Here is a 14,381-nt window from a genome sequence, read left to right on the forward strand (position 1 = left end):
CATGCGCGGCTCTTCCGGGGTGGGGCTACGGGACGGTCACGAACGCAGCGGAATGACGCGGATCTCGACACGGCGGTTCTGCGCGCGGCCGGCATCGGTATCGTTGCTGGCGATCGGGTAGTTCTTGCCGGCACCCAGGGTCTCGATGCGCTCGCGCTGCACGCCCTGCGCGGCGAGATAGGCGGCCACGGCGTCGGCGCGCTCCTTGGAGATGCGGTTATTGACCGCGTCGGTGCCGATGCTGTCGGTATGGCCGACCACTTCGATCATGGTCTGGTTGTATTCGGCCAGGGTCGCGGCCACGCCATTGAGGGCGCCGTAGAACTGCGGCTTGAGCGTGGTCTTGTTGAAGTCGAAAGTGATGCCGTCGGGCAGGTTCAGGGTGATGTTGTCGCCCTGGCGCTGCACGTCGATACCGGTGTTGGCGGTGCGCTCGCGCAGGGCGCGCTCCTGGCGGTCCTGGTAGTTGCCGATGGCCGCGCCTGACAGCGCGCCGATGCCGGCGCCGACCATGGCGCGCTGGCGGCGCTCGGTGGCGTTGTCGCCGCTGAGCAGGCCGGCGGCCACGCCGATGGCGGTACCGATCAGCGCACCCTTGCCGGTGCGGTTCTGCTGCTGGGTGGGATTGCCGTACGGATCACTCTGCACATAGGAGCCGCCGGTGGCGCAGGCCGACAGCACGGCGGCGCTTGCCAGGCCGATGGAAAGGTTGCGGATAACGGTGCGGGTGCTCATCGGGGGAATCTCCTCTAGGGCCGGCCGTGCCAGCGTGGATTGCGCAGGCAGGATAAACAGCCCGGCGCGATTGGCGCATGACGAAGCCACCCGCGGCCGGGGCGCCATTCAGGTAGCTGTCCAAGGAGGAAATCGCGTCGCCGGCATCGCGTCGCGCCGCGATTGTTGAGCATCGCCCCGGTGTGCCGTGCCGGCACCGCCATGCCTCGGTGCGGCAGCGGATCGCCAGTCCAGCGGATGCGCGATGGCGTCCGGCCACCGGGCCCGCCCCTCTCCCGCGGCGGCGCTACTCCCCGGCCGGCGACCAGGTCGCGCTGTAGAGCTGCCACTGCCCGTCCCTGTCCCGCCAGTGGCTGCTGACCTGCTGCAACTGCCCGCGCTCGGGCAGGAAACGGCCGTCACCGCCGGTGAGCAACACGCTGAAGCGCACCGTCGCGGTACCGCCCTGTCCCATCGTCACCTGCAGCGGCCCGGTGCGTGCCCCCACCCTGGCATTGAGCAACAACTGCCCGCGCAGCAGCCGCTCGAGGCCGTCATGGTCCAGGCTGTCGTTGCCGATGAAGTCGGCAGCCACGCCCGCCATGAAATCCCGCGGCTTGCCCTGCTCCACCGCTGCCTGCATCCGCGCCACCGTGTCGCGCAGGCGCTGCTCCGGGGCCTGCCGCGCGCAGGCGCCAACGGCCAGCACGATCAATGCAATACGCACGCAATTGAAGACCGTTCGGATCATTGCTCCCTTCGCCTTTTCCATTCTGGACGGTATGCTGCGGTAACGGCCAGCATGGCGCACGGCCGCCATGCCAACTAGACCACAACCATTTCCTGGAGGGGAAAATGAATCTGGAACGTCCCTGGCTGCAGAGTTATCCCGCTGGCGTGCCTGCCGAGATCGACGTCGATGAGTTCCGCTCCGTCGCCGCGGTATTCGATGCTTCCGTGGCCAAGTTCCGCGATCGTCCCGCCTACTCCAATTTCGGCAAGGTGCTGACCTACGGGCAGACCGACGCCCTGGTGACCCGGTTCGCCGCCTACCTGCTGGGCGAGCTGCAGCTGAAGAAGGGCGACCGCGTGGCGGTGATGATGCCCAACTGCCTGCAGTACCCGATCGCCATCTTCGGCATCCTGCGCGCCGGCCTGACCGTGGTGAACGTCAACCCGCTCTATACCCCCCGCGAACTGAAGCACCAACTGGTCGACTGCGGCGCCTCGGCGCTCGTGGTGGTGGACAACTTCGGCGACACCGTGCAGCAGGTGATCGCCGAGACCCCGGTCAAGCAGGTGATCACCACGGGGCTGGGTGACATGCTCGGCTTCCCCAAGGGGGCGATCGTCAATTTCGTACTCAAGTACGTCAAGAAGATGGTGCCGGATTACCGGATCAAGGGCACGATCCGCTTCGGCGAGGCGCTGCGCCTGGGCGCGCGCCATGCCATGCCGCCGGTGGAGATCGACCACGACGACATCGCCTTCCTGCAGTACACCGGCGGCACCACCGGGGTGGCCAAGGGCGCCATGCTGACCCACCGCAACCTGGTGGCGAACATGCAGCAGGCCTCGGCATGGATCTCCGCCTCGGGGGTCAAGCCCGGCGAGGAGGTGATCATCACCGCGCTGCCGCTGTACCACATCTTCGCGCTGACGGCCAACGGCCTGGTCTTCATGAAACTGGGCGGCCTGAACCACCTGATCACCAATCCGCGCGACATGAAGGGCTTCGTCAAGGAACTGCGCAACAACCGCTTCACCGCCATCACCGGCGTCAACACGCTGTTCAACGGCCTGCTCAACACGCCGGGCTTCGAGGACGTGGATTTTTCCTCGCTCAAGGTCACCCTGGGCGGCGGCATGGCAGTGCAGCGGGCGGTGGCCGAGCGCTGGAAGAAGATCACCGGCACCACCCTGGTGGAGGCCTATGGCCTGACCGAAACCTCGCCGGCGGCCTGCATCAACCCGCTGGACCTGGCCGAATACAACGGCGCCATCGGCCTGCCCATCTCCTCCACCGACGCCTGCGTGAAGGACGACGACGGTAACATGCTGGCCGCCGGGGAAGTCGGCGAGCTGTGCATCCGCGGCCCGCAGGTGATGAAGGGCTACTGGCACCGCCCGGACGAGACCGCCAAGGCGATGGATGCAGGTGGCTGGCTGCATACCGGTGACATGGCGCGCATGGACGAGAAGGGCTTCTTCTACATCGTCGACCGCAAGAAAGACATGATCCTGGTGTCCGGCTTCAATGTGTACCCGAACGAGGTCGAGGACGTGATCGCGATGATGCCCGGGGTCCTGGAAGTGGCCGCGGTCGGCGTGCCGAACGAGAAATCCGGCGAAGTGGTCAAGGTGGTCATCGTCAAGAAGGACCCCAACCTGACCGAGGAGCAGGTAAAGGAGTTCGCCCGTGCCAACCTGACCGGCTACAAGCATCCGCGCATCGTCGAGTTCCGCAAGGAGCTGCCCAAGACCAACGTCGGCAAGATCCTGCGCCGCGAACTGCGCGACGCGCCGCCGGCCGGCTGAAGCCCGCCGCTGCAGCCGTTCCCGCGAAGGCCCCGCCGGCTCCGGCGGGGCCTTTGCGCATTCGCTGGACCCTGCCACGTGTAGGATCGCGGAGTGCCAGCGTCCGGCCCGCCGCCCACGCTTCCGATTCTGCGGGCCTCCTGCAAGGACCCAGCCCATGAACGCGATCGAACTGTTGCCTGTCGGCACCCCCGCCACCTCCTACGCCCCGCCCTACTCCACCATCCGCGTGCACGCCGACGCCGCCGGCGACGTGCATTGGCTGCACATGCACGCCGACGCCGGCCCCGGCGTGCGCCCCTGCTTCCGCAAGCCGCTGATGACCGAGATGCACGCCTACCTGGACGGCATCACCGGCAACCCACAGGCCAGGCCCGAGCGCCTGCGCCACCTGGTCCTGGCGTCGGCGGCCGACGCGTTCAACCTCGGCGGCGACCTGGACGTGTTCTCCGCACTGATCCGCGCGCGCGACGGCGACGGCCTGCTGCGCTACGCGCGTAGTTGCGTCGATGGCGTGTACCGCTTCCATGCCGGCCTGGACGGCAGCTTCCGCACCATCGCCCTGCTGCAGGGCGACGCGCTCGGCGGCGGCCTGGAAATGGCCCTGTCCTGCCACACCATCGTCGCCGAGGAAGGCGTCGGGATGGGCCTGCCGGAAGTGCTGTTCGGCCTGTTCCCGGGCATGGGCGCCTACAACTTCCTGAGCCGTCGCGTGTCGCCGCAGCTGGCCGAGCGCATCATTCTGGAAGGGCGGGTGTACAGCGCCGAGGAAATGCACGCCATGGGCGTGGTCGACATCCTGGTACCGCGCGGCCAGGGCGAACAGGCGGTCAACGACCTGATCCGCCAGCAGCAGCGCATCCCGCAGTCGTACCTGGCGATGAACGCGGTACGCGGCATCTCCAACCGGGTCGACTACCAGGAGCTGATGGACATCACCCGGGTCTGGGTGGATGCGGCGCTGGCGCTGGACGAGAAGTCGCTGCGCACCATGGACCGGCTGGTCAAGGCGCAGACCCGCCGCAGCGGCCAGGTGCGGAGTTGAACGGCAGCGGGACGGCGATGGAACTCAGCCGGTCACGTCGTCGTGCGATTGCGCGCGCCCCTGGGCGCGCGCATCCAGCGCCTGGCGTCCCTCCAGCAGCGCGGCACCGATGCGCGCGTGCAGCGGTTTCCACTCGCCCTTGAGTTGCCAGTCGGCCATGCGCATCAATTCTCCCCCCTGCCGGGCGACTTTCAACAATCCCAGGTTGGCGGCCACGCCCTTGATCGCGTGTGCGTGCTCGCGCAGACGCGCCCAGTCCTCGCCCTGCGCGTCGCCGGGCAAGGCGCCGATGCCGCTTTCCAGGTCTTCCAGGCACTGGCGCACGAACTCGCGTTCGAAGCCCTTGCCCATGCCCAGTGCACTCAGCTCGTCGAGCACACCGGTATCGAGCACGGCGTCGCCATCGGCGAAGGTGGGGATCACCGCGGCCATGTCGCGGGTACCCGCCGCCGCGCCGCTGGCGATGTCGGCCATGGTTTCCAGCAGCCTGGCCGCCACCACCGGCTTGGCCATGAACGCGTGCGCACCGGCCTGGTTGCAGCGCTGGATGGCCTCGGGCGTGACATCGGCGCTGAGGATCACCACCGGCGTGCGCGGGCCGCCGCCGGCCTGCATCACCCGCAGTTGCCTGAGCAGGTCCAGGCCGCTCATGCCCGGCATGTGCAGGTCGGTGATGGCCACGTCGAATTCGCGCGCGGCCATGGCGTCGAGCGCCTCCTCGGCGCCGTGCACGCAGGTGACGCGGTGGCCGGCCTTCTGCAGCAGCCGCTGCAGCACCATGCGGTTGGCCTCGTGGTCGTCGGCGACGAGGATGTCCAGGCTGCGCACGCGCGCGCGGTGGCGACGGAACGGATCGGTGAAGGCGATGACGTTGCCCGGGTCCTCGGCGGCCACCGGTTCCGCGCCCGCGGCCGGGCCGGCATCGGCCGCGACCGGCGCCAGGGCGCGGCCCAGCGGCAGCTCCACCCAGAAGCAGCTGCCGGCCGGCAGGTTCTCGCGGTAGCCGATTTCGCCGCCCATGGCCTGGGCCAGGCCCTTGGCGATGGCCGTACCCAGCCCGGTTCCCTCATGGCGCCGGGCCATGGACACGTCGGCCTGCTCGAAGGCGTCGAACAGCCGCGGCCGCAGCGAAGGTGGCACGCCGATGCCGGTATCGAGGATCTCGAAGCGCAGCCGCAGCGGCACCCCCTCGCCCGACTGGCTCACCGATACCCGGATTTCCACCTGGCCATGGTCGGTGAACTTGACCGCATTGCCGGCCAGGTTGAGCAGGATCTGGCGCAGGTGGCCAACGTCGCCATGCAGCCCGTCGGGCACCCCGGATTCGACGAACACGCGGTAGTCCAGGCGCTTGGCGCGCGCCTGTGGCGCCAGGATCAGGCCGATCGAATGCACCAGCTCGGCCAGCGAGAAGTCGCGGGCGTTGATGCGCAGCTTGCCGGCCTCGATCGCGGAGATGTCGAGCACCTCCTCCACCAGCGCCAGCAGGGTCCGGGCCGATGCCTGGATCGTCCCAAGGCACTCGCGCTGTTCCTCGTCCAGGCGGGTGGTGGCGAGCAGCTCGGTCATGCCGGACAGGCCATTGAGCGGAGTGCGGAACTCATGGCTCATGTTGGCCAGGAAGCGGCTCTTGGCATCGCTGGCGCGGCGCGCCTCGGCCATGGCCCGGGTCAACTGCCGCAGCAGGCTGGAGAAGTACAGCGGAATGGCCGCAAGCCCGACCAGCAGGCCGATGCCCAGCGCCAGGTTGCGCTGCCAGTAGTCGCTCAACGCCAGGGTGATGCCGAAACTGGTGGTCGCCATCACCACGGCCAGCATCAGGTAGCGGTTGCCGAACCGCATGCCGTTGCCGACGGTCACCCACATCACCACCACGTAGATGCAGGCCATCGGCTCGCCGATGGTGCTCATCGCCGTGCACATCAGCGCGTAGTCGTCGACCATGCCGAGGATGCGGCGCAGGTCCGAGCGCCCGGGCTTCCACAGCAGCCAGCCCATGAGCACCAGCGACAGCCCCTGCGCGATCAGGATCAGGGTGATCACCAGCTGCAGCTGTCCCGGTGGCAGGCTCCAGCGGTTGGCCGACAACAGCACGTAGCACAGGATCAGCGCGATCATCACGATGCGCACCAGCGCCTGCGCGTGCTCGCTGTCCCCGCGTTGCCGCAGGCGCTGCCGGAGCCAGGCGAACGCGCTCGTCATGTCAGGCTTCCGGTCTCGGGAACGCGGCCGAGTAGCGTGCGCAGACCTGCTCCAGGCGCTCGCGCGCCTGCAGCAGGGCATCGACGCAGCGCGGGCAGAACAGGCGCCCGCGCTGGGCGTAGAGGTAGGCCAGTGTGGCGTCCATCGACCAGGCTTCCTTGTAGGGGCGCGGCGACAGCAGTGCGTCGAACACGTCTGCCACCGCCACGATGCGTGCTTCCAGCGGGATGTCCTCGCCCTCCAGGCCATCAGGATAGCCGCTGCCGTCGTAGCGCTCGTGATGACGCAGGGCGATGGTCGCGCCGACCTGGATGAAGCGGTTGTTGCTGCCGCTGAGCAGCTCGTGGCCGATGCGCGGATGGCGGCGCATGATCGCCAGCTCGTCCTCGTCCAGCTTGCCGGACTTGAGCAGGATGGAATCGGGAATGGCGATCTTGCCCATGTCGTGCAGCGGCGCGGCCATCTCGATGGTGCGCACGTCTTCGCTGGGCAGCCCCAGCTCGTCGGCGATAAGCCCGGCGACGTGGGCCATGCGCTCGAGGAAGGCGCTGGTGCCGGCGTCACGGTACTCGATGGCCCGGGCCAGCCGCGACAGGGTCTCGCGCTCGCGCTCCTCGACCTCGTGCATGCTGGCCAGCAGCCGTTGTTCCAGCGACAACGCCCGCTGGCGCACGCTCTGGCTGTGGCGCCGCAGCTGCAGCAGGTTGTTGCAGCGCGCACGCAGTTCGCGCGGGCGGATCGGCTTGACCAGGAAATCGATGACCCCGGCCTCCAGCGCGCTCTGCCGCAGCGGCTCGTCGCCGACCACGGTGATCAGCACGATGGGCACGTCGCGGTTGCCGGGCAGGCGCCGGAAGCGCTGGGCGAACTCCAGCCCGTCCATGTTCGGCATGCGGTAGTCGAGCAGCAGCAGGTCGGTATCGTGCGACTGGCACCAGACCAGCGCCTCCAGCGGATCGGCGAAGTCGTACACGCCCAGTTCCGGCGAGATGTCTTCCAGCACATGCCGCACCATGCTGCGGGCCGATGTCTGGTCGTCGACGATGACGATTTCCAAGCGCATGTGACTGTCTGTCCGATGAAACCGCTGTTGCCGGGAAGTCAGGCTCCCAGCACGCCGCGCCTCCTCACCGGCCCCTGCGGGCGCGGTCCGGCGGACATCGCATCATCAACTGCATGCGCCGGCCCTGCAATACGCCGGCGCCCCGGGGGTGCCCGGACGCCGGCGCACGGCAGCGGGCGGACATGCCCGCGCTCAGTTCTCGGGACGCATGTAGGGGAACAGCAGCACGTCGCGGATCGAGGCGCGGCCGGTCAGCATCATCACCAGCCGGTCGATGCCGATGCCCAGGCCGCCGGTCGGGGCCATGCCGTATTCCAGGGCGCGGATGTAGTCCGAGTCGTAGTGCATGGCCTCGTCGTCGCCGCCCTGCTTGGCCTCCACCTGCGCCTGGAAACGCGCGGCCTGGTCCTCGGGGTCGTTCAGTTCGGAGAAGCCGTTGGCGATCTCCTTGCCGTTGATGAACAGTTCGAAGCGGTCGGTATAGCCCGGCTCGCTGTCGCTGGCACGGGCCAGCGGCGACACCTCGACCGGGTGGTCGGTGATGAAGGTCGGCTGCACCAGGGTGGACTCGACCGTGGCTTCGAAGATTTCCAGCAGCAGCTTGCCCCAGCCCCAGGACGGCTTGACCTTGATCTTCAGCCGCTCGCAATGGCGCAGCAGGGCGTCGCGGTCGGTGCAGTCGGCGACGCTGATTTCCGGATTGTGGTGGCGGACCGCCTCGTCCATGCGCCAGCGGCGGAAGGCCGGGGCCAGGTCGATGCTCGCGCCGTCCCACTCCACCGTGGTGGTACCCAGCACCTGCCGGGCGACATCGCGGATCACGCCCTCGGTGAGGTCCATCACTTCGTTGTACGTGGCGTAGGCCTCGTACAGCTCCATCATGGTGAATTCCGGGTTGTGGCGGGTACTCACGCCCTCGTTGCGGAAGTTGCGGTTGATCTCGTACACCCGCTCCAGGCCGCCGACCACCAGGCGCTTGAGGTACAGCTCCGGGGCCACGCGCAGGTACAGGTCCAGGTCCAGCGCGTTGTGGTGGGTGGTGAACGGCTTGGCGGTGGCACCACCGGGTATGTAATGCATCATCGGCGTCTCGACTTCGAGGAAGTCGCGTGCGTCCAGCCAGGCGCGCATGGCGCGGATGATCCTGGAGCGCTTGATGAACACCTCGCGCGACTCGGGGGTCACGATCAGGTCCACGTAGCGCTGGCGGTAGCGCTGCTCGACGTCGGCCAGGCCATGCCACTTGTCCGGCAGCGGGCGCAGCGACTTGGTCAGCAGCCGCAGCGCGGTCGCCTTGACCGACAGTTCGCCGGTCTTGGTGCGGGTCAGGCCGCCCTCGACCGCGATGATGTCGCCCACGTCCCAGCCCTTGAACGCGGCATAGGCCTCGTCCAGCGCGGTGGCCTGCAGGAACAGCTGGATGCGGCCGGATTCGTCCTGGATCTGGGCGAAGCTGGCCTTGCCCATGATCCGCTTGGCCATCAGCCGGCCGGCCATCTTCACGGTACGGCCGGAGGCTTCCAGCGCCTCGGCGGTCCAGGTGCCGGCATCGGCGAACTCGGCCTGCAGCGCGCCGGCGAAGTGTTCGCGGCGGAAGTCGTTCGGGTAGGCGATCCCCTGCCCGCGCAACGCCGTGAGTTTCGCGCGGCGCTCGGCGATGAGGCTGTTCTCGTCGACGGGGGGCTGCGGCGCGGGGGTCTGGTCGTTCATGGCGTTGGCTTGGTGGTTGCGGGGGAGGAAACAGGCCCGTCCATCATGCCGATGGACGGGCGGCAAGGCGAATGCGCGGCCGCCATCGCGGCCGCGCGGGTTACGCGTCGATGCGCTTGGAGCCGGCTTCCAGGCCGGACTTGAGGCTGGCCTCGACGAACTCGTCCAGGTCGCCGTCGAGCACCTTCTGGGTGTCGCTGCGCTCGATGCCGGTGCGCAGGTCCTTGATGCGGCTCTGGTCCAGCACGTAGTTGCGGATCTGGCTGCCCCAGCCGATGTCGGACTTGGTGGCCTCCACCGCGTCCTTCTCGGCGTTGCGCTTCTGGATCTCCAGCTCGTACAGCTTGGCGGCCAGCATCTTCATCGCACGGTCGCGGTTGGCGTGCTGGCTGCGCTCGGTCTGGCAGGCGACCACCACGCCGCTGGGGACGTGGGTGATGCGCACGGCCGACTCGGTCTTGTTGACGTGCTGGCCACCGGCGCCCGAGGAGCGGTACACGTCGGTCTTCAGGTCGGCCGGGTTGATCTGGATGTCGATGTTGTCATCCACTTCCGGCGACACGAACACCGAGGTGAAGCTGGTGTGACGACGGTTGTCCGAGTCGAACGGGCTCTTGCGCACCAGGCGGTGCACGCCGATCTCGGTCTTCAGCCAGCCGTAGGCGAAATCGCCCTCCACGCGGAACGTCGCCGACTTGATGCCGGCCACTTCGCCGCCGGAGACTTCCAGCAGTTCGGTCTTCCAGCCGCGGCTCTCGGCCCAGCGCAGGTACATGCGCAGCAGGATCTCGGCCCAGTCCTGGGCCTCGGTGCCGCCGGCACCGGCCTGGATGTCGACGAAGGCGTTGGCCGAATCCATCTGGCCGGAGAACATGCGCTGGAACTCCAGCTTCTCGATCTGCGCCTGGTACGTGTCCAGGTCCGCGACCACCGCCAACGCGGTGTCCTCGTCCTGCTCGCTCTCGGCCAGGTCCAGCAGTTCGCCGCACTCGGCCATGCCGTCGAGCACGCGGGCGATGCCGAGCACGGTCTTCTCCAGGCTGGCGCGTTCGCGGCCCAGGTTCTGCGCGTATTCGGCGTTGTTCCAGACGTCGGGGCTTTCCAGCTCCCGGGTTACTTCCTCAAGACGCTCTTTCTTGGCGTCGTAGTCAAAGATACCCCCTGAGCGAGACCACGCGATCGGTCAGATCGGTGATTCGCTGGCGGATCGGATTCAGTTCGATCATGGTCGGTCCATGCAGGTGCAGACAAGCCGGCAATTCTAGCATCGCGCACCGGCGCCGTCGGCGATGCCGCACGCGGGGGCGGGTGGATGGGGAAGCCCCGCGCTTGCCGGTAGAATCCCGGCCAGCCGCGTCGCGGCGCGGCCCTTTCAACCGATCAAGGACTCTCGCTTGAATACACGCCCCACCCGCCTGTTCGCAGCCCTTTCCCTCACCCTGGCCCTGGCCGCCTGCCAGAAGCTCGGCAGCGGTGGCGGCGGCGATGGCGACACTGCCCCCAGCCTGGCCGTCGGCGACAGCGTCTCCGGTGAAATCACCTCCTCCAGCCGCCTGAACTACAACGACGGCAGCCGCCACCAGGGCTACAGGGTGACACTGAAGAGCGGCCAGGCCGTGGCACTGGAGCTGGGCGGCGCGCTCGATGGCCAGCTGTCGGTGTTCGACGGCCAGAGCCTGCTGGCCAGCGCGTCGTCGCGCGGCTACGAGGGCGAGGCCGGCACCAGCGAGGTCAGCCTGGCGTTCAAGGCACCGAAGGATGGTACCTACCTGGTGGCGGTGAACAGCGCCGGCGCGGACGCGTTCGGCCCGTTCAAGCTCAAGAGCAGCCAGGTCACTCCCTACGATGGCAAGCCGCTGGGCGCGGGCAGCGAAGCCATCGACTGGCTCATGGGCGACAAGCAGGACTACACCCTCAAGGTCGACAAGGCCGGCATCTACACCATCGCCATGGAATCGGGGGCGCTGGATGCGTACCTGCACCTGAGCGGCCACGGCATCGACATCGAGGACGACGACGGCGGCGGCAACCTCAATGCCCGCATCCGTGCCTACCTGGAGCCGGGCGACTACACCATCGGTACCTCGTCGCTGAACGGCAGCACCGGCGCGTTCAAGCTCAAGGTCGCGCTGACCCCGGTCGACAAGGACCTGATCATCCGCGACGGCAGTGCGCTGGTGATCGGCCGGACCGCGCAGGGCATGGTCGATTCGCGCGGGCGCCGCAGCTTCGTGCTCGACCTGGACGCCGCGCGCCACCTGCAGTTCGATGCCATCGCCGACAACTTCGATTCGGTGCTGCGCATCAGCGGTCCCGGTATCGATGCCGAGGACGATGACGGCGGCAACGGCACCAACGCGCGGCTGGTGCTGCAGCTGGGTCCGGGCCGCTATACCGTGACTGTCTCCAGCTTCGGCAGCCAGCAGGGCGTGTTCGAGCTGGAAACCACCGACCTGGGGGATGAACCCGCCACGCCGGCCAACAGCAACCGCAAGGATGCCGCCGAGGCGGCAACCGAGGCGGCGGCAGCTAACTGAAGCATGCCCCCGGTGGCGGGCCCCGCCTGCCACCGGGACGCTTCCCACCGGCCACACGTACCGTCGGTTCGCGCACGCCGCATCCGGCCGTGGCCGTCCCCCTGCAACAGACCAAGGAAAACCAACGTGAAGCGACTCGCAGCTGGATTGCTGACCCTCGCCATCGCCGCCGGCCTGAACGCCCCCGTGCATGCCGCCCCCACCATCCGCCCGCTCCCGAGCAACGGCGAAGCCGCGGGTGAAATCACCTCCGCCACCGCGCTCAACTACAGCGATGGCAGCCGCAGCCAGCTGTTCAGCCTGCAACTGGCGGCCGGCCAGGCGGTATCGCTGAAGCTGGACGGCCCGCTCAACGGCACGCTGGCGGTGTTCCACCGCGACATGCTGGTCGGCCGCACCGAATGCGGCTGCGGCGAAGGCGCCCAGCTCAGCGTGCGCGCCGACAAGGCCGGCCCGTACCTGATCGCGGTCAGCGGCGCCGATGCCCGCGCCTTCGGCCCGTTCCACCTCACCGCCACGCCGATCGTCGCCTATGACGGCAAGCCGCTGGCGGCCGGCCAGCGCATCACCGACTGGCTGGTCGGCGAGCGCCAGACCTACACGCTGCAGGTCGACGCGCCCGGCCTGTACACCGTCTCGCTGGAGTCGGACGCGTTCGATACCCGGCTGGAACTCAGTGGCAACGGCGTGACGCTGGAAGACGACGATGGCGGCAACGGCACCGACTCGCGGCTGGTGGCGCCGCTGCAGCCGGGACGCTACACGCTCACCGCCAGCGCCTTCTCGCGCAACGGTGGCGCGTTCTACCTGGGCGTGGAACGGGCCGATTTCCCGGAAGGCCTGGTGTTCGAGGACGGCAGCGCGCTGCCGCTGGAAGGCCTGGCCAGCAGCTTCGTCGGCGCCGACCAGACCCGCAGTTTCGTGTTTTCCCTGCCGGAGCGCCGCCGCGTGCAGTTCGATGCCAGCAGCGGCGACATCGATCCGTTCCTGACCCTGCAGGGCGCCGACTTCACGCTCACCGACGATGATGGCGGCGGCGCGGTCAACGCGCGCCTGTCGCAGGTGCTGGACCCGGGCGAGTACAACGTCTCGGTGCGCTCGGTGAACGGCCGCGGCGGCATCTTCCAGCTGGCCACCAGCACCGCGCCGGCGCCGGACGGCCCGACCCGCCCGGTGCTCGTTCCCGGCCGCGAGACCAGCGGCCAGCTGATCGCCGGCTCGCGCAGCCTGTACACGCTCGAGGTCCCGCGCAAGGGCCACTACGTCATCAGCATGACCGGCAGCAACGGCCTGGACGGCATGATCACCCTGATGCGCGACGGCGAGGAAGTCGCCTCGCAGGACGACAGCGACACCAGCCTGGATCCGCAGCTGGAGATCGAGCTGGATGCCGGCCGGTACATACTGATGGCGCACAGCTTCGACCCGTATGCGGCGGGCACCTACCGGCTGCTGGTCCGCCGCAGGTAAGCCACCGGCGGCAGCTCCGCGCAGGCCGGTGGGCAACCGCCGGCCTGCGTCGTCGCCGCCGCCCGGAACCGGGCCGGCCGCCGCGCGCGGCCGGCCTACTCCATGCCGCCACGCGCGCGCAGCGCGGCGCGGTAGCGGCGGCTGCACGGCAGCACCGTGCCGTCGCGCAGGTGCACGCGTGCATCACCGCTGTCCAGCGGTTCGATCGATACCACCTGCGCCAGGTGGACCATGTAGCTGCGGTGGATGCGCACGAAGCGGTCCGGATCCAGCCGGGCCTCGATCCCGGCGATGGTGCTGCGCAGCGGGTAGTCATGGCCGCGCACCCGCAGGTTGACGTAGTTGCCGGCGGCCTGCAGCCATTCGATGTCGCCGGCGGCGACCAGGAACTCGCGGCCGAGCTTGCGCACCAGGAAACGCTCCGGGCGCTCGACCGGCTCCAGCGCCGGGCCTTCGTCCGGCTCGGACAGCAGGCTGGCCTCGCCCTGCCAGCGCCGCAGCAGGGCGCGATAGGCCTCCATGGTCAACACGATGTAGGCGAAGCTGCGGATGTCCTTCAGGTACTCGTAGAACAGCCCGCGCGCCCAGGGGCCGAAGTCGTAGTCCATGCCGACGCCGGCGTACACGGACGCGCGCAGCGCGACCATGCCCAGCACGTGCACCGCGCAGACCACCAGGCTGGCGGCGAAATAGCGCAGCCCCTGGCGTGCCCACCCGCTCCACTGGAACGGATGGCGGCGGGTGAACCACGCCATGCCCGGCAGGATCAGCAGCAGCCACATCAGCGCGCTGCTCGCTTCCCACAGCGCCGGCTCCCATGCCGGGATATCCGAACCGCGGCGGCGCAGGTCCATCAGCGTGACCACGCTGTTGGCCACGCAGTTGCCGCCGATCATCACCAACCAGAAGCCGATCTCGACCCAGCGCCTCCACGGCAGATAGCGTTCGTATGGCATCGGTCCGGCATCTCGCATCGGCCGCATTCTAGCCGCTGGCACCGTCCCGGCGGTCCCCGTGCGCCCACCATTCGTCCCTGCGCGCCCCCCGGCCGTCCCCTCGCAGTGGCCCGGCGGGCCCGGCGCGGCAAGGCTGGCGCCCTTCC

11 protein-coding genes are annotated in these 14,381 nt (G+C 68.7%); 4 read left to right on the top strand and 7 right to left on the bottom strand.

Annotation, left to right across the window (positions count from 1 at the left end; translation table 11 throughout):
* Nucleotides 1-36: 36 nt before the first annotated feature.
* Together QQA12_RS08945 and QQA12_RS08950 are read right to left on the bottom strand one after the other, a co-directional pair.
* Nucleotides 37-735, bottom strand: coding sequence for an OmpA family protein (locus QQA12_RS08945; RefSeq protein WP_152984964.1), 699 nt, complete (start codon nucleotides 733-735; stop codon nucleotides 37-39).
* Nucleotides 736-1,021: 286 nt separating this feature from the next.
* A complete protein-coding gene (locus tag QQA12_RS08950; protein ID WP_082394007.1) occupies nucleotides 1,022-1,465 on the bottom strand; it encodes a hypothetical protein in 444 nt (147 codons plus the stop codon).
* 104 nt (nucleotides 1,466-1,569) lie between these two features.
* Between QQA12_RS08950 and QQA12_RS08955 the strand changes: the two genes are divergently transcribed.
* Nucleotides 1,570-3,252, top strand: coding sequence for a long-chain fatty acid--CoA ligase (locus QQA12_RS08955; RefSeq protein WP_056931354.1), 1,683 nt, complete (start codon nucleotides 1,570-1,572; stop codon nucleotides 3,250-3,252).
* A gap of 157 nt (nucleotides 3,253-3,409) precedes the next feature.
* Nucleotides 3,410-4,297 carry a crotonase/enoyl-CoA hydratase family protein gene (locus tag QQA12_RS08960; RefSeq protein ID WP_226049103.1) on the top strand — a complete coding sequence of 296 codons (888 nt, stop codon included), beginning with the start codon at nucleotides 3,410-3,412 and terminating at the stop codon, nucleotides 4,295-4,297.
* Between the two features lie 24 nt (nucleotides 4,298-4,321).
* Here QQA12_RS08960 and QQA12_RS08965 read toward each other — a convergent pair whose 3' ends face one another.
* The 4 genes from QQA12_RS08965 to prfB all read right to left on the bottom strand — a co-directional run bounded on the left by QQA12_RS08965 (nucleotide 4,322) and on the right by prfB (nucleotide 10,498).
* Complete coding sequence (locus QQA12_RS08965; RefSeq protein WP_226049104.1) at nucleotides 4,322-6,499, bottom strand: response regulator; 2,178 nt, start codon at nucleotides 6,497-6,499, stop codon at nucleotides 4,322-4,324.
* A 1-nt stretch (nucleotide 6,500) separates the two neighbouring features.
* Nucleotides 6,501-7,562: a two-component system response regulator gene (locus QQA12_RS08970; protein ID WP_082394009.1), complete on the bottom strand. Its 1,062-nt coding sequence runs from the start codon at nucleotides 7,560-7,562 to the stop codon at nucleotides 6,501-6,503.
* A gap of 192 nt (nucleotides 7,563-7,754) precedes the next feature.
* Nucleotides 7,755-9,272: a lysine--tRNA ligase gene (lysS, locus tag QQA12_RS08975; RefSeq protein WP_226049105.1), complete on the bottom strand. Its 1,518-nt coding sequence runs from the start codon at nucleotides 9,270-9,272 to the stop codon at nucleotides 7,755-7,757.
* A 100-nt stretch (nucleotides 9,273-9,372) separates the two neighbouring features.
* Nucleotides 9,373-10,498 (bottom strand): peptide chain release factor 2 gene (prfB, locus tag QQA12_RS08980; RefSeq protein WP_152984963.1). Its coding sequence is split into 2 segments (ribosomal slippage): nucleotides 9,373-10,422 and nucleotides 10,424-10,498, totalling 1,125 coding nucleotides; the frame shifts between segments, so codons are not numbered across the junction.
* Nucleotides 10,499-10,666: 168 nt separating this feature from the next.
* On the opposite strand from prfB, the gene QQA12_RS08985 reads away from it, so the two are divergent.
* Both QQA12_RS08985 and QQA12_RS08990 read left to right on the top strand, forming a co-directional pair.
* Nucleotides 10,667-11,809 carry a PPC domain-containing protein gene (locus QQA12_RS08985; protein ID WP_226049106.1) on the top strand — a complete coding sequence of 381 codons (1,143 nt, stop codon included), beginning with the start codon at nucleotides 10,667-10,669 and terminating at the stop codon, nucleotides 11,807-11,809.
* Nucleotides 11,810-11,935: 126 nt separating this feature from the next.
* Nucleotides 11,936-13,279, top strand: coding sequence for an ABC transporter substrate-binding protein (locus QQA12_RS08990; protein WP_226049107.1), 1,344 nt, complete (start codon nucleotides 11,936-11,938; stop codon nucleotides 13,277-13,279).
* Between the two features lie 95 nt (nucleotides 13,280-13,374).
* On the opposite strand, the gene QQA12_RS08995 is transcribed toward QQA12_RS08990, so the two are convergent.
* A complete protein-coding gene (locus tag QQA12_RS08995) occupies nucleotides 13,375-14,235 on the bottom strand; it encodes a LytTR family DNA-binding domain-containing protein (protein ID WP_226049108.1) in 861 nt (286 codons plus the stop codon).
* Nucleotides 14,236-14,381: the final 146 nt, after the last annotated feature.

It is taken from the genome of Stenotrophomonas sp. 17(2023) (assembly GCF_030345315.1).
Classification (GTDB): domain Bacteria; phylum Pseudomonadota; class Gammaproteobacteria; order Xanthomonadales; family Xanthomonadaceae; genus Stenotrophomonas; species Stenotrophomonas acidaminiphila.